The sequence below is a fragment of the Pseudorhodobacter aquimaris genome, assembly GCF_001202025.1.
GTDB classification, from domain to species: Bacteria; Pseudomonadota; Alphaproteobacteria; order Rhodobacterales; family Rhodobacteraceae; genus Pseudorhodobacter; species Pseudorhodobacter aquimaris.
On the sequence record NZ_LGHS01000069.1, the window covers coordinates 24,518 to 41,856 of the forward strand.

Consider the following 17,339-nt stretch of genomic DNA (forward strand, 5'->3'; position numbering starts at 1 on the left):
CAACGCGCCGCGTGAAGTCGCCGCGTTGTTGTGGGGCTATTGCGGTGCTATATTACAAAAAAGGGCCGATTTTGCCGCGAATGATGGTGGGCATAAAACAGGGAAATACGGAATGAAAATGAGCACGCCCCCGCTTGCCCTGTTGGTCAATGCCGCCTTGTTGGTGGTACTGCTGGGGTTCTTGCTGATCGTGGGGAAACCCGTGCTATTGCCAATTCTGGCGGCCGTGATCGCGGTTTATGTGCTGATGGATGCCTCTGAGGCGCTGGGTCGCCTACCATTGGTGGGACGATTTTCAGGCGGGGTGCGGCGGTTTCTAGTGTTGCTGCTTTTCACCGCCGCCGTGCTTTTACTGGCGGGGGTGGTGATCAACACCATCACCCAGATTTTGCGCGACGCAACCACATATCAGGTCAACATAGAGCGTCTGGTGGCGCAGGGTGCGGGGCTTTTGGGGCTTGATGACCGCCCCGACTGGCAAACCATCCGCGAGGCAACCTTTGGCAGGCTGTCGGTGCGGGATGTCATCAATACCGCTTTGCTCAATGTCAGCAATATCGGCACCTCGCTGTTTCTGGTGATCGTCTATTCGGCCTTTCTGCTGGCGGAACGGGGGGGCTTTGCCGCCAAGCTTTCGGCGGCGGTAAAAGACCCCGAAAGTGCCGCACGCACCGAGGCGATGATCCGCGACATCAACGAAAAGATCGGCGACTATCTGGCGGCCAAAACCTTGGTGAATATCGGCCTTGGCGGTATTTCCTTTGTCATCCTGTGGGGGATGGATATCGACTTTCCACTGTTCTGGGCCTTGATGATCGGGCTTTTGAATTACATCCCCTATTTCGGGTCTTTGGTCGCCGTGGCCTTTCCCGTTATCATGTCGGTATTGCAATTTGGCGATCTGGGGCGGACCGTTTTGCTGACGGTGCTATTGACCGTTGCCCAGACCTGGGTGGCCAATTTTATGGACCCCCGACTGGTGGGCCGCCGCGTCAACCTAAGCCCCTTTGTCGTTCTGGTTGCGCTGTCTGTTTGGTACGCGATCTGGGGGCTGCCGGGGGCATTGCTGGCGGTGCCGCTGACCTCGATGTTGACCATCGTTCTGGCGGCCTTTCCCTCAACGCTGCCATTCGCGATCCTTATGGCCAACCACGTGGGCCATATCGCGGGCCGCACTCAAAAGGCGGCAAAACCATGACCGAATTTTCACTTGTCAGCTGGAACATTCGCGCGGGACTTGGCCGGGATTTGCGACGCAGACCTGCCCGCACTATCGCGGCGATCACCGGTTTTGATGCCGATGTCGTCTTGCTGCAAGAGGCCGATTTCCGCCGCCATCCCCGCCCCGCCGCATTGCCAAGCCCCCAAGGCCGGATCGGCCCGTTTGAGGTGGTGGACCTGACACCCACAGGGGTTGGCCTTGGCTGGCATGGGATTGCCATGCTCAAACGTCCCGGCATCACGGTTGATGCGATCCATCGCTATGACCTGCCGGCACTGGAGCCGCGCGGCGCTGTAGTCGTAGACCTGACGGTCTTGGGGCGGCCGCTTCGGGTTGTGGGGGTTCACCTTGGCCTTTTGCGCGGCAACCGACGCAAGCAAATCGCCTTCATCGCCGCCCGGCTGGCAGAGCTGGACCGCCGCCCGATCATCATCGCTGGCGACTATAATGAATGGCGCGACCGGCATGGGCTGGAAACAGTGCCCGAATGGATCCATATCCACAGCCCCGGCCCGACATTTCCGGCAGGGCGGCCCTTTTTGCATCTGGACCGTCTGGCCTTCAGCAATGAATTTGAACTGCTGCACAGCAGCGTCATCAGCGACCCGCAGGCGACAATGGCATCCGACCACCGGCCAATTCGTGCGCAGTTCGATCTGTTGCCGGACAAACAAACGGTAAGGGGGTAGCATGTTGGTTCTGGTCAAATGCATCGTGATACTTGCCCTCTTTGCAGGGGTCGCGATCCTTGTGGCGCGCCGCGCGTTTCCCGCGCCTCACAATAGTGACAGGGCGAATAGCACCGCCCTGCCCCCCGCTACAACCGGCCCGCTGGCCCAGGCGCGCGAACGCCACGGGCATCCCGGAGAAACCGGCATCGCCGCCCTGCAAAGCAGCACAGGCGCCTTTGCCGCGCGGATGGTCCTTGCCGATGCGGCCGTCTCTTCGATTGATGCGCAATATTATATCTGGCGCGGGGATCTGACGGGGTTTCTTTTGCTGGATGCGCTGCAAAGGGCGGCGGATCGGGGGGTAAGGGTCCGTCTGCTTTTGGATGATAACGGGGTTCCCGGGCTGGATCCGACCCTAGCCGCGTTAAATGACCACCCCAATATCGAGGTCCGTCTTTACAACCCGTTCAACCTGCGCCGGTTCAAACTACTGTCCTATACGTTTGATTTTTTCCGCCTGAACCGGCGGATGCACAACAAATCCTTTACCGTTGACGGTCATGTCACCATCATGGGCGGGCGCAATATCGGGGATGAATATTTCGGCACAGGCAACACTCCGTTGTTTGTTGATCTTGACGTGCTGGCACTGGGGCATGTGGTCGATAATGTCTCGGCCGATTTCGACCGCTATTGGGCGGCCCCTTCGGTGCATGAGGCCAGACAGATCGTCGGTCCCGGCAAAGGTGACCCGATTGGCGCAGGCCTTGCACGGTTCTCTGCCGATCCGCAAATGCATGAGTATAAAGATATTCTGCAATCATCCGACATTGTAAGCAGCCTCCGGAATGGCGCGCTCGATCTTGAATGGACCACCGCGATAATGATTAGCGACGACCCAGTAAAGGGTGAGGGCGCCGTCGCGCGTGAGGACCTGCTGGCATCCCAGTTGATGCGGGCCGTCGGCAAGATCGAAACCAGGTTCGACGGGATTTCCCCCTATCTGGTGCCGGGTGCGGCGGGGGTAAAGGCCTTTGCCACGCTACAGGCCCAAGGTGTCGATGTGCGGATGTTAACAAATTCGCTAAAGGCGACTGATGTCGTGCCCGTCCACGCTGGCTATGCCAAGCGCCGAATGGCGATGCTGCGCGCCGGTGTCGGGCTTTTTGAGCTGCGGCCAAAACCGGGGGGGGATATTCCGGCCCAGAAAATGGGGCCCTTCGGTTCTTCGGGGTCAAGCCTTCATGCCAAGACTTTTGCCGTTGACGGGGAGCGGATCTTTGTCGGCTCATTCAATTTTGATCCCCGGTCAACCACGCTGAACACCGAAATGGGATTGCTGATCGAAAGCCCGCGGATGGCCAACGCGATGCATGCGGCCTTTGACAGCGATTTACGCGGGCTGGCGTGGCGAATAGAGACAAGGGGCCGAAAGCCGGTCTGGGTTGATCCCGAAAGCGGGGCCATCAGAACCAAAGAGCCAGGCGCAACACTATTCAACCGCATGGCCATCGCCATTGTCAGCCGACTGCCGGTCGAGTGGTTGTTATAACCCGCCGCAGCAAGCGCGGCGGCGGGTCACATCGATCAAAAGCTCAGAACTGCCGTGTCATCGGCCACGATGCTTGCACCCATCGCATCAGGGGTCGCTGCGGTGACACCATCCAAAAGGATTGAGGCGTCAGCCCCCTTACCCGGCAGGTAGATCGCGCAAACCTTTACCGTAAGGCCGGATTTTTCAATCATCATCTTCATCAGGCCTTGCGGGCTTGCGTTATTTGGTGGCTGGCCGGCCGTTGCGCTCTCGGGCGCATCCTTCAGGGCGATATCGCCGGCAGGACCGCACAGCATCATCTCGGCCTCGGCACCGGCGGCGATTGCATTCATTGTCAGCACCATCGCCATCAGCTGTGTCTGTGGCTCTGGCGCGGTAAGGATGGTCAGCAGCTTGTTCGGCTCATCGGCCTGCGCAGTGGTGGCAAGCCCCAAAGCAAGGGCAGAAGCAGTAAGCAATTTCGAGAAAGACATCCTAGTTTCCTTTTCTATGCATCGGGTCAGTTGCACCGCTTTGTGCGATGGTCGTTTCATCTTCCTTCATCTCCAGCCACATTGCGTTCATCACCGCAAAAATAGCCGCCAATGGAAGGCCGAGAATCCAGGCAAAATACCACATCGGTTTTCCTTTCCTTAATAGGCTGACGGGGAATCTTCAGAGACATCCGCCGCTGTGACCTTGCCCCAAAGAACCTTATAGACCCACGCCGTGTACATCAGGATCAGTGGCATAAAGATCGCGGTGGCCACCAGCATGATGAACAAGGTCAGATGCGAAGAAGAGCTGTTCCAGACCGTCAGCGAGGATTGCGGATCGCTGGAGGATGGCATGATGAAGGGGAACATCGTCAACCCGACCGAGGAAATCACCCCGAAAATCGCCAATTTGGAAAACAGCAGGGTAGAAACCTCACGCCCTGCGCGCAGCCCCATAAAGGTCAAAAGCGCACCCAGAACCCCCAAGACAGGGGCAACGGCAATCCATGGCCGCGCGGTATAGGCGTTCAACCAGCTTGACGTGCGCGCCACCTCAAAGTGCAGCGGGTTGGACGGGCCGCCGGTGACATAATCGCCCATGATGGCATAGCCCTCTATGCCGACGGCCAGCCACAGCCCCGCCAAGATATAGGCCGCCACCGCAACTAATGCCGCAACAGAGCCGATGGCACGGGCGCGCGTCTGCACCGGCCCCTCTTCGGCCTTGAGCGTCAGCCATGCGCCGCCATGCATCACCAACATCGACAAGGAAACCACCCCGGCCAGAATTGAGAACGGGTCCAGCAGGCCGATGAACTTCATATACCACGCACCCTCATAGATGGTGTGCAGATCATCGGTGAAATGGAACGGAACCCCTTGGATCACATTGCCAACCGCAACCCCGAACAGCAGGGCAGGCACCGCACCGCTTATGCAAAGCGACCAGTCCCACGCCGAACGCCACCGCGGATCATTACGCTTGGAGCGGTACTTGAACGCCACCGGCCGCACGATAAAGGCCGCCAAAATAACGAACATCGCAAGGTAGAAGCCCGAAAAGCTGACCGCGTAAAGCGGCGGCCATGCGGCAAAGATCGCGCCACCCCCAAGGATAAACCAAACCTGATTTCCCTCCCATACCGGGCCAACAGTATTGATCGCGATGCGCCGTTCGGTGTCGGTCTTGCCAACAAAAGGCAGCAAGGCGCTAACGCCCATGTCAAACCCGTCCGTCAACGCAAAGCCGATCAGCAAGACTCCCAACAAAACCCACCAGATAATGCGCAGCAATTCATAGCTCATCAATTCATGCAAAATCATGTCACTTACTCCGCTGGCTGAATGGCTGATGGACGACCCGAAAGCCGGTCATTGTGGCGCTTGGTCCAGAGGTCGGTTTCCTCGACATCCTGAAACGGCCCTTTGCGGATGTATTTCAACATCAGGCCCATCTCGACGATGAAAAGCACGGTGTAAAAGATCACAAAGCCCGCAAGCGTCAGCGCGACCTCGGTCATCGACAGGGCCGAAACCGACATCGCCGTTGGCAACACCCCGTCCACGGTCCAGGGCTGGCGGCCGAATTCGGCCACGAACCAGCCCATCTCTGCCGCGATCCAAGGTGCGGGGATCATGATAACCGCCAGCCAAAGTGCGGGCCGCGGGAACTCCATCCCCTTGAACGAAGAGCGGTAAAAGAAATAACCCATGGTCGCGATAAACCCAAAGCCAAGCCCGACCATGATCCGGAACGCCCAGAACAGCGGCCAGACCGTCGGCACCGTATCATTAGAGGCCGCGACGATTTGTTCTTCACTCGCATCGCGCGGATCATCGACGTATTTCTTCAACAGAAAGGCAAAGCCGAGATCGGCGGAATGGGCCTCGAACGTGGCTTTGACCTCTGGCGCTGTGGCCTCACGCCCTTCACGGATTTGCATCAGCGCGTCATAGGCGATCATCCCCGAACGGATGCGCGTTTCCGCCTGCGCCACAAGGTCATTGATACCGGCGATTTCGGTGGTCAGGGACCGCGTACCAATCAGACCCATCGCCCAGGGGATTTCAATCGCGTAATGGGTTTCGCGCGCCTCTTGATCGGGAAAACCGACCAGATTGAACGGTGCCGGGGCGTCATGGGTTTCCCACATCGCCTCAATCGCGGCCAGCTTCATCTTTTGGCTATGCGTCGCGGAATAACCGGATTCGTCACCCAAAAGCACAACCGAGAACGCCGAGGCCAGACCAAAGGCCGCCGCCACAGTGATCGACCGGCGCGCCAATTCGGTATGCCGCCCTTTTAACAAATACCACGCGGAAACCCCGATCACAAAGACCGCCGCCGTCACATAGCCCGCCGAAACCGTATGCACGAATTTCGCCTGCGCCACCTCGTTAAAGATCACGGCAAAGAAATCCGTCATCTCCATGCGCATCGTCATCGGGTTGAACTCAGCCCCCACCGGGTTCTGCATCCAGCCATTGGCAATCAAAATCCACAGCGCCGAAAAGTTAGAGCCGATCGCCACCAGCCAGGCCACCGCAAGGTGCTGCACCTTGGACAGTTTTTCCCAACCGAAAAAGAACAACCCGACAAAGGTCGCCTCAAGGAAAAACGCCATCAGCCCCTCAAGAGCCAGCGGTGCGCCAAAGATATCGCCGACATAATGGCTGAAATAGCTCCAGTTCATACCGAACTGGAATTCCATCGTAATGCCCGTCGCCACGCCAAGCGCAAAGTTTATGCCGAACAACAGACCCCAAAACTTGGTCATCTGCCGCCAGATCGGGCGGTTGGTCATGACATAGACCGTTTCCATAATGGCCACGATGACCGAAAGGCCCAAAGTCAGCGGCACGAAAAGGAAATGGTACATCGCTGTCGCCGCAAATTGCAGGCGTGACAGTTCAACGATCCCGAATTCCATAAACTTCATCCTTATGTGGTGATTACTTTGGTCGGTACAAATTCCATGTATTGCATATATCTTTTACAAAAAAAAGTAAACGCACGCAGAGCGCAAAACTAATATCCAAGCTGCGACTTTACAGCGCGATTACCCGATCTGCGGCCGCAATCTCTGCCCGGCGATGCGACGCAACCAAAATCGCCGCCTCGGGCAAGGCCTTGCGAATACCGGTCAGGACGACTGTCGCCGTCGGGCCATCCAGCCCTTCGGTCGGCTCATCCAAGAGCAAAACCTGCGGGCGGCGCAACAAAGCACGCGCCAAGGCCAGCCGCCGTGCCTCACCACCCGAAAGACCCGCAGCGCGCGGCCCGATCTTGCAATCCAGCCCGCCCCGCGCCCGCACAACCGCCCCGAGTTGCGCGGCCTCAAGCACAGCCCAAACCTCGGCCTCGGTCGCGTCAGGACGGGCAAGCCGCAGGTTTTCAAGAACAGTCCCCGAAAGCAATTCCGACCTTTGCGGCAACATTGTCAGATAATTGCGCAGAGCCGGTTCTGACCAATCTTCCAGCGAACGACCCGCGATGCGGATATCGCCCTCGGCGTGGTGCAACCCCGCCAAGGCCAGCAAGAGGGTGGTTTTGCCTGCACCGCTTGCCCCTGTCAGGGCCACCATTTCTCCCGCGTTCACAGCCAAGCAAAAATCGCGGAGCATCATCCCGCCAGCGGGCCGACGCAAACTAAGCCCGTCGCAAGAAATCCCGCCCGCAGCCGCACTCACGGCCGCCGATTGCACCGCGGACCCTGCGCCAAGGCCCGGCCCGATCCGGCGGGCGGCATCCACCATGCGGCCATAGTCGGCCAAGGCACGGCGAATAGGGGCAGCCGCCTCTGCCAGTGCAAGGGCCACAAAAAAGCCGATGGCAGCTTGGGCAGCCGTGATCATACCTGCCGCCGCCAGATCCAGCCCGATCCAAAGCCCGCCACCTGAGATAATCGCCGTCAGTGCCACCAGCACCGCTCCCGCCTGCCGGTCCGCGCGATCGAGTTCACAACGCAATGCATGTCGGCGCGCATCGGCCTGCAAGATGGATGCATGCTGATCCTGCAACAGCCCGTAAACCGCCAGATCATCGCGGTTTTGCATCAGGTCAACGAAACGACTGCGCAGGGCTTGGGTCGCCGCCTCCATTCGCCGCGAGGGCGTTGGCATCTTGCGACCCAGATACCACAGCAAGGGCACCGCCCCCGACAACCAACCGCCCGCAACCCAAAGCGCCACGCGCAGATCCACCAACCACCACAGCCCAGCAAAGCTGATGAGCAAGGCCAAAAGCCCTGCGCCCAAGGGAAACACCAGTCGCAAAACCAACCCGTCCAGCGCATCAATATCCGCCGTCAGCCGGTTCAGGGCCTGCGCGCCGCGAACCTGCGCCATCCGCTCGGGTGCCAATTGCAACATGCCCCGCAACACACCCAAACGCAGCACTTCAAGCGCGCGCAGCACGGCGTCATGGGTCAGCAACCTCTCTCCATATCGGGCGGCGGTGCGACCCAATGCCAGCAACCGCACCATTGCGGACGGCCGAAACACATCAAACCCGGCCCCCATACCCGCCAGCCCCGCAGCCGCCGCTGCGGTAATGAACCAACCCGACAGCCCGAGCAGCGACACCCCCATCAACAGCACAACCAGCGACAGTATCGCCCCCCGCCACAGAGCCGCGCGCTGCATCCGCAATATCTGGCGCAGAATGGAGAAAAGATGCCTCATCTTGTGTTCCCAAGCTGGATGATCCGGTCCATCCGTGCGGCCAGATCCATATCATGGGTGGCGATAATCAAGGTGCTGCCTTTGGCATGTTGGGCCAAAAGCCCCGCGGTTACCGCCTGCGCCGTAGTGTCGTCAAGATCTGCAGTCGGCTCATCCGCGAGGATCAGATCGGGGTTGGAAAACAGCGCACGGGCAAGGGTCATTCGCCGTGCCTCACCGCCCGAAAGGCCACCGCCGCTTTCGCCCAGTCGGGTCGCAAGCCCGCGCGGCAACGCCTCGGCTACCTGTTGCGCCGCGGCAGCCTTCAACGCAGCATCTGCGTCCCCATTCCGCCCCAGCGCAAGATTGAAGTGCAAGGAGCGCGCCAAAAACGCAGCGCGCTGTGGCATCCAGCCGATCCGCGCACGCCAGCCGTCCACCATCGGGGCCGTCAACACTTGCCCTGCCACCTCGACATTTCCCGCCGCTGACAGCTCCAACCCTGCCATCAAACGCAGGGCCGAAGTCTTCCCCGACCCCGAAGGCCCGACCAGTGCAACCGCCTCGCCCTTTGCGATCTTCATGTCAGGCAAATGCAGCCCATGTGCTGTCACGCAGCCGCGCAGGCCGATGGTCGCGGGGCCGGCCAATGGGTCCACACGCGCGCCGTTTCCGGGCAGGGTTAGTCCCTCACGGGCCTGCCAATCCGCAAGCTCATCGGCCACGGCATCGGCCGCCGCCTTGTCATGCCAAGCCGCCGCCAGATCACGCAAAGGCTGATAAAACTCTGGCGCAAGCAAGAGCAGAAACACCCCCGCAGCCGGTGTCAGCGGCACCCCCCATGTGCCAAAACCAAGCTGGCCCAAAAGGGAAAAGCCGACAAAAACGGCCATCATCGCAACCCCGATCGCCGCGAACAGCTCCAGCACGGTTGACGACAGAAACGCCAGCCGCAGGACCGCCATTGTGCGTTGTCGCAAATCGCCTGCCTGTGCAGAAAAACCTTGCGTCACCGCCTCTGATGCCCCCAACAGCCGGATATCCAACAGGGCGGCAAGCCGGTCCACCAAAAGATCGTTAAGGCTGCCGATCTCAACCATCTGGCGCGCGCTTGCCTCTTTGGCGGCCATACCGACCAAGGCCATAAACAAGGGAATAAGCGGGCCAGAGATCAGAAAAATCAGCCCCGCTGCCCAAGATTGCCAAAAGGCCAGCACCAGAATAACCAGCGGCACCACCGCAACCCGCGCCGAGGCCGGGGCGTAACGCGTTATCCAGGGAGACAGTGCCGCAAGCTTTTCCACCGCCAAAGAGGCCGTCGCACCGGGGCCAGTATCACGCTGCGCGCGCAATGCCTCTTGCGCGACAATCCGGTGGCGGATGCCGGTTATCACCACCTCCGCCGCCTCTTGTGCCATCCGGTCCGCCAGCGCCGACAAAGCCACACGCCCAAGGCCCAATACCACAAAGCCCGCCACCAGACCGCCAGCGACCTGCCCCTGTAACGCAGCCCCGATTGCCAGTGCCACCAAAGCGGCCTGTACCGGCCAGATCAGGCTTCCCAACACCGCAACCGCCGAGAGCCTGCGCATCGCAGGGGCAACCGGTGCCAGCAGCAAGCGCAAAGGATCGGATTTGGCCATAGCGTCGTTTACCCCACCATAATCCTGTATCTATTATACCAGATTTCTACCCGTTTCATCACCGCAACATGTCACAGATACATTTTGCCGCAACGCAATGGCCAACGGATGCGGGAAAACGGGTTTATCGCAGCACATCACAAGAGGACGGGCTGCCTTGCGACGACACAAGACAGCCCCCGTGTTTCCCGCCTAAAGCCCTGCGAGGATGGCCGCGACCACCTGCTCTGCGGCATCCTCGGCAGTAAGCTCAACCGTGTTCACCGTCATTTCGGCATTTTCCGGTTGCTCATAAGGGCTGTCGATGCCGGTAAAGTTCTTCAGGTTCCCGGCGCGGGCCTTTTTATAAAGCCCCTTTACATCGCGGGCCTCGGCCACCTCCAGCGGGGTGTTGACATGGACCTCCATGAATTCCCCCGTCTCCATCATCTCGCGCACCATCCGGCGTTCAGCGCGGAAGGGCGAGATAAAGGCGGTCAAGACGATCAGCCCCGCATCAGACATCAGCTTGGCCACCTCACCCACACGGCGGATGTTTTCCACCCGGTCGGCATCGGTAAAGCCAAGGTCGCGGTTGAGGCCGTGGCGCACGTTATCGCCGTCCAAAAGGAAGGTATGCTTGCCCAGCGCATGCAGCTTTTTCTCGACAATATTGGCAATCGTGGATTTACCAGACCCCGAAAGGCCGGTGAACCAAACCACCCGCGCCTGCTGACCCTTGATCGCGGCATGGGCGGTGCGGTCAATATCCACCGCTTGCCAATGGATGTTCTGACTGCGGCGCAGCGCGAAATGCACCATGCCGGCGGCCACGGTCGCATTGGTCATCCGGTCAATCAGGATAAACCCGCCAAGATCGGGGTTTTGCGCATAAGCCTCAAAGGGGATCGCGCGGTCGGTGGAAATATTCACCACACCGATCGCATTGACCGCCAAGGTTTGTGAGGTCAGATGCTCCAGCGTGTTGACGTTCACCTCGTATTTCGGCTCGGTCACGGTGGCGGTCATGGTCTGCGTGCCGATTTTCAACAGATACGGACGACCGGGCAGCATCTCTGCCTCATCCATCCAGACCAGCGTTGCCTCGAATTGGTCAGCAACCTCGCAAGGGGCATCCGCCACGGTGATCACATCCCCGCGTGAGCAATCAACCTCATCCTCGAATGTCAGGGTGATGGATTGGCCTGCCATGGCACGGTCCAACTGACCGTCATAGGTGACAATGGATTTCACGCGGGATGTCTTACCCGAAGGCAGAACGCGGATCGCATCGCCCTTGGCAATCGTACCCGACCCGATCTGGCCCGCAAAACCGCGGAAATCGAGGTTGGGCCGGTTGACCCATTGCACCGCCATGCGGAACGGCGCGTCTTGCATCTGTGTCGCGTTGATCGGCGCATCTTCCAGGTGGCCAAGCAGGGTTGGCCCCTGATACCACGGCGTATTTTCCGACCGCGTTACGATGTTATCGCCCGCCAGCCCCGAAATCGGGATCGGCAGGAATGACTTGATACCAAGCTGTTCCGCGAAATGGGCGTATTCTTTCACGATCTCATAGAACCGTTCCTGACTATAACCGACCAAGTCCATCTTGTTCACCGCAAGCACGATATTCTTGATGCCCAACAGGTTGACCAAATAGGAATGCCGCCGCGTCTGCGTCAGGATCCCTTGGCGCGCATCCACCAGAATGACCGCCAGATCGGCGGTTGACGCGCCCGTGACCATATTGCGGGTGTATTGCTCATGGCCCGGCGTGTCGGCGACGATAAACTTGCGTTTGTCAGTCGCGAAAAAGCGGTAGGCCACATCGATCGTGATGCCCTGCTCGCGCTCAGCCGCCAAACCGTCCACCAAAAGCGCAAAGTCGATGCCCTGCCCTTGCGTGCCATGCGCGCGGCTGTCGCTTTCCAGATTGGCAAGCTGATCCTCAAAGATCATTTTGCTGTCATACAAAAGCCGCCCGATCAGCGTCGATTTCCCGTCATCAACCGAACCGCAGGTGATAAAGCGCAGCATGGTTTTATGTTGGTGTTTGTGCAGATAGGCGTCGATATCCTCGGCGATCAGGGTATCGGTGATATAGCTTTGATCAGAGCCGGACATCAGAAATACCCCTCTTGCTTTTTCTTTTCCATGCTGGCGGATTGATCATGGTCAATCGCGCGGCCCTGCCGTTCCGATGTGGTGGTCAACAACATTTCCTGAATAACCTCGGGCAGGGTCGCCGCCTCACTTTCAACCGCGCCGGTCAGGGGATAGCACCCCAAGGTGCGGAAGCGGACCGAGCGCATCATCGGCACCTCACCCTCCAGCAATGGCATCCGCGCATCATCCACCATGATCAGCATCCCGCCACGATCCACCACCGGACGCGGGGCGGCATAATAAAGCGGTACAATATCGATGTTTTCCAAATGGATGTACTGCCAGATATCCAGCTCGGTCCAGTTGGAGAGGGGGAAGGCGCGGATGCTCTCACCCTTGGCCTTGCGGGTATTATAAAGCTTCCACAACTCGGGGCGCTGCTGCTTTGGGTCCCAACGGTGCGAAGCAGACCGGAACGACAAGATCCGTTCCTTGGCGCGGGATTTTTCCTCATCGCGGCGTGCACCACCAAAGGCCACGTCGAACCCGTATTTGGTTAGCGCCTGTTTCAGCCCGTCGGTCTTCCACATATCGGTGTGCAGTGACCCGTGATCAAAGGGGTTGATCCCCTTTTCCACCGCCTCGGGGTTTTGATAGACCAGCAGCTCCATCCCCGCATCCGCCGCCGCCTTTTCACGCAGCGCATACATATCCTGAAATTTCCAGGTCGTATCGACATGCAGCAAGGGAAAGGGCGGCGGTGCCGGATAAAACGCCTTTTTCGCCAGATGCAGCATACAGGCGCTATCCTTGCCCACCGAATAGAGCATCACCGGATTTTCAGCCGTTGCCACCACCTCACGCATGATGTGGATACTCTCTGCCTCCAACCTCTGAAGGTGGGTCAGCGTGTCGGATGACATCGATTTCTGCGCAGTGCTCGTCACAGGCCAGGCCCTCTAAATTCGCATACGGGAAGCAGGGTTACTCTTTTGCAAGACCCTTCAAATATTGCCCGTATTGGTTTTTACCAAAGGTAGCGCCCCGCTCTGCTAGCTGCTTGGCACTGATCCAGCCTTGGGAATAGGCGATTTCATCGGGGCTGCCAACCTGCATTCCCTGACGTTCGGACAGGGTGCGCACGAAATTACCCGCATCCAGCAAACTGGCATGGGTTCCGGTATCAAGCCAGGCATAGCCGCGGCCCAATTGCTGTACGTTCAAGGCCCCGTCTGCAAGGTAGCTTTCCAAAAGCGAGGTGATCTCCAGCTCTCCACGCGCAGAAGGTTCCACCTTGCGCGCACGCGCGGGTGCGGTCCCATCAAGAAAATAAAGCCCCGTCACCGCGTAATTCGAAGGCGGAACCTCGGGCTTTTCAATAATGCCACGCACCACGCCATCCGCATCGAAATCAACCACGCCGTAACGTTCGGGATCGGCCACGTGATAGCCAAAGACTGTGCCGCCGACCGCAAAACCATCGGCGGCGCGCAAGGCCTCGGGCAGGGCGTGGCCAAAGAAGATATTATCGCCCAAGACCATGGCCGATGGCGCGCCGTCCAGAAATTCCTCGGCCAGAATATAGGCCTGCGCCAACCCGTCCGGCGATGGTTGTTCAATATAAGTCAGGCTCAGCCCCCATTGGCTGCCGTCACCCAAGGTGCGGATGAACTGATCCTGATCCTGCGGCGTGGTGATGATCGCAATCTCGCGGATGCCGGCCAGCATCAGCACCGACAAAGGATAATAGACCATCGGCTTGTCATAGATCGGCAGCAACTGCTTGGATACCCCGATAGTCACAGGATAAAGCCGCGTGCCCGATCCACCCGCAAGAATGATGCCTTTGCGCTGCGTCATAGTGCTAACTCACTTTCAGTTTTGGCCGCACCGGCCTTTGATCGGATGGGTAATATCGAAATCAGCCGATATTACGGAACAATTGAGGCGCATAGTTGCATGTGGCGTGGGCCCTCGCAATGACAGCTCTTTGCATGGAACGGCAATTATCCGCCCGAATGATCAAGTACCCTCAAAAGAAACATTTGGACTTATTTAATGCGCAATGAAACAGTTGTTGCAATGCTTGGGTTTTGCGTCACAATGGATGCAGCGCGATTCCAACATCTTCATCAAGCGGGACCTGAAATGACAAAACTCCTTCATCGCACGATTGGCGCCACACTGCCGCGCGCTGTTTCCGGTCAGGGTGTCACCATCACCGACAGCAACGGGCGCGTCTATATCGACGGGTCCGGCGGGGCGGCGGTCAGTTGCCTTGGGCACAACCACCCAGAAGTACTGGCCGCGATGACCACGCAGATGAACGCGATTTCCTATGCGCATACGTCATTCTTTACCACCGATGTGGCCGAGGAGCTGGCCGAACGGCTGGTTGCCCGCGCGCCCGATCCTTTGGACCACGTCTATCTTATCTCGGGCGGGTCTGAGGCGGTTGAGGCCGCGCTCAAAATGGCGCGGCAGTATTTCGTGGAAATCGGCCAACCACAGCGCCGCCACATCATCGCGCGGCGGCAAAGCTATCACGGCAATACCATCGGCGCGCTGGCCACTGGCGGCAATGCGATGCGCCGCGCCCAGTTCCAACCAATCCTGCCCGAAACGCATCATATCTCGCCCTGCTATACCTACCGCGACCTGCAAGACGGCGAGACCCACGACCAATATGCCACCCGTCTGGCCGATGAGCTGGAAGCGAAAATTCAGGAACTCGGTGCCGATCAAGTCATGGCCTTTGTCGCGGAAACTGTCGTCGGGGCCACCTTGGGTGCCGTGCCGGCCGTCGAGGGGTATTTCAAACGCATCCGCGAGATTTGCGACCGCCACGGCATTTTGCTGATCCTGGATGAGGTGATGTGCGGTATGGGCCGGACCGGCAGCCTCTTTGCCTTTGAACAAGAAGGCGTAGTGCCCGATCTGGTGACGATCGCCAAAGGTCTGGGCGGTGGGTTTCAACCCATCGGTGCTGTGCTGTTGTCACGCAAGATCTTTGAGGCATTTCGCGATGGATCGGGCCTGTTCCAACACGGTCACACCTATATCGGCCACCCTATTGCCGCAGCAGCGGCCAATAAGGTTGTCGAGATTCTGACCCGTGACGGAATGATGGCGCAAGTCAACGCCATGGGCGATCGCCTTCAATCGGGGCTGGAGGCAGCGCTTGGCCAATCCCCCTATGTTGGCGATATTCGCGGTCGCGGCTTGTTCCGCGGGGTCGAAATCGTTGCCGACAAGAACAGCAAAACCCCCTTTGACCCCAAACTGAAAACCTATGCCAAGATCAAAAAGGCCGCCATTGCGCGGGGGCTTTTGTGCTATCCGATGGGTGGGACGATTGACGGGGTGCATGGCGATCATGTGCTTTTGGCGCCGCCCTATATCTGCACCCCGGCAGAGATCGACCAGATCGTCGAACGGCTTGCCGCCGCGATAAATGACGTCACATCCCAGAATTAAAGGCCAGCCCAATGACCAAATCCCCCTGCCCGCCCGTCACCGACGCCGATTGGCCCGAAAGCATCGCCGATCTGCGTGACGGTTTCGCCGGCGCGCTGAATGTCTATCGCACCATGGCCCATCACCCCGAATTGCTGCGTGCATGGGCCCCGTTACGCCAGCATATCGTCAAGGACAGCCACCTTGGCCCGATCCGCTCCGAGGTGGTGATCTTGCGCACCGGCCTGCGTTTGGGTTCAGCCTATGAATGGGCGCATCACGTCAGCCGCGCGCGCGCACTTGGGATGGATGATGCCCGCATTGCCGCAATCCGCGAGATGCCTGAAGGCGAAGACGGGTTGATCGTCCGCGCCGTCGATGCCCTGATGGATGACAAACGTCTGGCACCGCACCAAGAGGCCGAGCTGGCCGCCGCCATCGGGCGCGAGGCCGTGATCGACCTGATCGCCACCGTCGGTTTCTATTCGGTTCTGGGCTATCTTTTGCAGACCTATGACACGCCTATCGATCCCGCCATTGCCACCGAAATGGAAGAAAACCCGCTGACCTAAGCGGCTGTCTCCGGAGTATAGATCATCCGGTGACCTTCCTGAAAATTGTCCAGATCCAGCGGCCAAACCGCCTTAGGCCAATGCAGCGCCATGCTGCGGCGTCTGGGGCGGTAAACGGCAGTATAAAGCGTGCCAAACCCGCGATCAAAAGCCGTGGAATAGATCGGCGGCTTGAGAAACGCATTGATGAATTTCCCTTGCGGTTCGATATGAAGCGTCAGACGTTGCAACAAGAACCTCTCGCGCTCTACCGTTGCCGTAGCCCGCGCATGGGCATCCCATTCCACACGATCCTGATGATTGGTCGCCACCGCCGCATGGGTGATCTGGGCCGGACGGTCAGGAGCCATAAGCACAGTGCGAAACTTGCGTTTGGCATCCAGAACGGTGACGTTATAACTCATATGGCTCGGGATACGCGCCAACGCTGCGGCGGCCTGTTCCGCGGTGGTGCAGGTTTGCAGCACATAACGCAGGATCAACGGCACGCCAAAGCCGTCACCCACAACCCGCCGCCCGCCAAAAGTCAGGGACACCGCAAGCCCGGCGTCATTGATACCGTCAACCAGCCCATATAACCCGTCGGATGTGCCCATAACCCGCCGGCCCTGCCACGCGGTGTGCAGCACCAACCGGTCAAAGGCCTGGGGCGCATAGTCATAATTGCGCACCAACATCGGGTCCGCGCCTTGCCAGATCGCCTGCGAACAGCCCGAAAGATAGGGCGGCGGATTGTGGAATGACAAGAACCGCGCCGCAAGATCGCCCCCGCCCGCCAGATCGCAAAGCTGGTCATAGATCGGCAGGATCTCGGGCATATGGGCGGTCAGGGCCTTGCGACCTTCCCAATAGGTCGCACGGGCGTCCAACCCCTCACGCAGCCACCAGCGTTGATAATCCGGCCAATATTCCTGAAAAAGCGTGGCCCATTTTGGGCCAGGCTCCGGTTCTGAAATTGCGCGCCATAAAAGTTCCATCACAACGCGCCTAGCAG

At 59.1% G+C, this 17,339-nt stretch carries 15 protein-coding genes; 5 read left to right on the plus strand and 10 right to left on the minus strand.

All coding sequences use genetic code 11. From position 1 onward, the window contains the following. The first annotated feature begins 118 nt into the window (after positions 1-118). From AKU94_RS13765 to AKU94_RS13775, 3 genes are read left to right on the plus strand one after another with little or no spacing between them, the layout of a single operon-like run. Positions 119-1,198 carry an AI-2E family transporter gene (locus tag AKU94_RS13765; RefSeq protein WP_232295772.1) on the plus strand — a complete coding sequence of 360 codons (1,080 nt, stop codon included), beginning with the start codon at positions 119-121 and terminating at the stop codon, positions 1,196-1,198. Then, the gene (locus tag AKU94_RS13770) at positions 1,195-1,911 is read left to right on the plus strand and encodes an endonuclease/exonuclease/phosphatase family protein (RefSeq protein ID WP_050527844.1); all 717 of its coding nucleotides are present in this window, start codon (positions 1,195-1,197) and stop codon (positions 1,909-1,911) included. The genes AKU94_RS13765 and AKU94_RS13770 overlap by 4 nt, the downstream gene beginning before the upstream one ends. Position 1,912: 1 nt before the next feature. Next, entirely contained in the window at positions 1,913-3,445 is a 1,533-nt protein-coding gene (locus tag AKU94_RS13775) for a phospholipase D family protein (RefSeq protein WP_083445072.1), read from the plus strand. A 35-nt stretch (positions 3,446-3,480) separates the two neighbouring features. On the opposite strand, the gene AKU94_RS13780 is transcribed toward AKU94_RS13775, so the two are convergent. From AKU94_RS13780 to rfbA, 9 genes are all read right to left on the minus strand, one after another. After that, on the minus strand, positions 3,481-3,921 hold the full coding sequence (locus tag AKU94_RS13780; protein WP_050527845.1) for a hypothetical protein: 441 nt from the start codon (positions 3,919-3,921) through the stop codon (positions 3,481-3,483). A 1-nt stretch (position 3,922) separates the two neighbouring features. Then, on the minus strand, positions 3,923-4,066 hold the full coding sequence (gene cydX / locus AKU94_RS19325) for a cytochrome bd-I oxidase subunit CydX (RefSeq protein WP_083445073.1): 144 nt from the start codon (positions 4,064-4,066) through the stop codon (positions 3,923-3,925). 14 nt (positions 4,067-4,080) lie between these two features. Further along, a complete protein-coding gene (gene cydB / locus AKU94_RS13785; protein WP_050527846.1) occupies positions 4,081-5,247 on the minus strand; it encodes a cytochrome d ubiquinol oxidase subunit II in 1,167 nt (388 codons plus the stop codon). A gap of 5 nt (positions 5,248-5,252) precedes the next feature. Then, positions 5,253-6,854 (minus strand): cytochrome ubiquinol oxidase subunit I, encoded by a 1,602-nt coding sequence (locus tag AKU94_RS13790; RefSeq protein ID WP_050527952.1) that lies wholly within the window; start codon positions 6,852-6,854, stop codon positions 5,253-5,255. A 118-nt stretch (positions 6,855-6,972) separates the two neighbouring features. After that, on the minus strand, positions 6,973-8,607 hold the full coding sequence (locus AKU94_RS13795; RefSeq protein ID WP_050527847.1) for an amino acid ABC transporter ATP-binding/permease protein: 1,635 nt from the start codon (positions 8,605-8,607) through the stop codon (positions 6,973-6,975). Beyond that, on the minus strand, positions 8,604-10,229 hold the full coding sequence (locus AKU94_RS13800) for an ABC transporter ATP-binding protein/permease (protein ID WP_050527848.1): 1,626 nt from the start codon (positions 10,227-10,229) through the stop codon (positions 8,604-8,606). The genes AKU94_RS13795 and AKU94_RS13800 overlap by 4 nt, the downstream gene beginning before the upstream one ends. Positions 10,230-10,421: 192 nt before the next feature. Next, entirely contained in the window at positions 10,422-12,335 is a 1,914-nt protein-coding gene (gene cysN / locus AKU94_RS13805; protein WP_050527849.1) for a sulfate adenylyltransferase subunit CysN, read from the minus strand. Continuing rightward, complete coding sequence (gene cysD, locus AKU94_RS13810) at positions 12,335-13,240, minus strand: sulfate adenylyltransferase subunit CysD (protein WP_050527850.1); 906 nt, start codon at positions 13,238-13,240, stop codon at positions 12,335-12,337. Before cysD ends, cysN begins: the two co-directional genes overlap by 1 nt. A gap of 61 nt (positions 13,241-13,301) precedes the next feature. Beyond that, on the minus strand, positions 13,302-14,177 hold the full coding sequence (gene rfbA / locus AKU94_RS13815; protein WP_050527851.1) for a glucose-1-phosphate thymidylyltransferase RfbA: 876 nt from the start codon (positions 14,175-14,177) through the stop codon (positions 13,302-13,304). Between the two features lie 288 nt (positions 14,178-14,465). Between rfbA and AKU94_RS13820 the strand changes: the two genes are divergently transcribed. Together AKU94_RS13820 and AKU94_RS13825 are read left to right on the plus strand one after the other, a co-directional pair. Further along, positions 14,466-15,794, plus strand: a complete 1,329-nt coding sequence (locus AKU94_RS13820) for an aspartate aminotransferase family protein (protein WP_050527953.1) — start codon at positions 14,466-14,468, stop codon at positions 15,792-15,794. Between the two features lie 11 nt (positions 15,795-15,805). Continuing rightward, positions 15,806-16,345 (plus strand): carboxymuconolactone decarboxylase family protein, encoded by a 540-nt coding sequence (locus AKU94_RS13825; RefSeq protein ID WP_050527852.1) that lies wholly within the window; start codon positions 15,806-15,808, stop codon positions 16,343-16,345. On the opposite strand, the gene AKU94_RS13830 is transcribed toward AKU94_RS13825, so the two are convergent. Then, on the minus strand, positions 16,342-17,322 hold the full coding sequence (locus AKU94_RS13830) for a C45 family autoproteolytic acyltransferase/hydolase (protein ID WP_050527853.1): 981 nt from the start codon (positions 17,320-17,322) through the stop codon (positions 16,342-16,344). The two genes, AKU94_RS13825 and AKU94_RS13830, sit on opposite strands and share 4 nt — an antisense overlap. Positions 17,323-17,339 lie beyond the last annotated feature (17 nt).

What these genes read in the sequence shown, in the direction of transcription:
- AKU94_RS13765 (WP_232295772.1), top strand. Translation starts at nt 119, where the DNA reads ATGAGCACGCCCCCGCTTGCCCTGTTGGTCAATGCCGCCTTGTTGGTG.
- AKU94_RS13770 (WP_050527844.1), top strand. Translation starts at nt 1,195, where the DNA reads ATGACCGAATTTTCACTTGTCAGCTGGAACATTCGCGCGGGACTTGGC.
- AKU94_RS13775 (WP_083445072.1), top strand. Translation starts at nt 1,913, where the DNA reads ATGTTGGTTCTGGTCAAATGCATCGTGATACTTGCCCTCTTTGCAGGG.
- AKU94_RS13780 (WP_050527845.1), bottom strand. Translation starts at nt 3,921, where the DNA reads ATGTCTTTCTCGAAATTGCTTACTGCTTCTGCCCTTGCTTTGGGGCTT.
- cydX (WP_083445073.1), bottom strand. Translation starts at nt 4,066, where the DNA reads ATGTGGTATTTTGCCTGGATTCTCGGCCTTCCATTGGCGGCTATTTTT.
- cydB (WP_050527846.1), bottom strand. Translation starts at nt 5,247, where the DNA reads ATGATTTTGCATGAATTGATGAGCTATGAATTGCTGCGCATTATCTGG.
- AKU94_RS13790 (WP_050527952.1), bottom strand. Translation starts at nt 6,854, where the DNA reads ATGGAATTCGGGATCGTTGAACTGTCACGCCTGCAATTTGCGGCGACA.
- AKU94_RS13795 (WP_050527847.1), bottom strand. Translation starts at nt 8,607, where the DNA reads ATGAGGCATCTTTTCTCCATTCTGCGCCAGATATTGCGGATGCAGCGC.
- AKU94_RS13800 (WP_050527848.1), bottom strand. Translation starts at nt 10,229, where the DNA reads ATGGCCAAATCCGATCCTTTGCGCTTGCTGCTGGCACCGGTTGCCCCT.
- cysN (WP_050527849.1), bottom strand. Translation starts at nt 12,335, where the DNA reads ATGTCCGGCTCTGATCAAAGCTATATCACCGATACCCTGATCGCCGAG.
- cysD (WP_050527850.1), bottom strand. Translation starts at nt 13,240, where the DNA reads ATGTCATCCGACACGCTGACCCACCTTCAGAGGTTGGAGGCAGAGAGT.
- rfbA (WP_050527851.1), bottom strand. Translation starts at nt 14,177, where the DNA reads ATGACGCAGCGCAAAGGCATCATTCTTGCGGGTGGATCGGGCACGCGG.
- AKU94_RS13820 (WP_050527953.1), top strand. Translation starts at nt 14,466, where the DNA reads ATGACAAAACTCCTTCATCGCACGATTGGCGCCACACTGCCGCGCGCT.
- AKU94_RS13825 (WP_050527852.1), top strand. Translation starts at nt 15,806, where the DNA reads ATGACCAAATCCCCCTGCCCGCCCGTCACCGACGCCGATTGGCCCGAA.
- AKU94_RS13830 (WP_050527853.1), bottom strand. Translation starts at nt 17,322, where the DNA reads ATGGAACTTTTATGGCGCGCAATTTCAGAACCGGAGCCTGGCCCAAAA.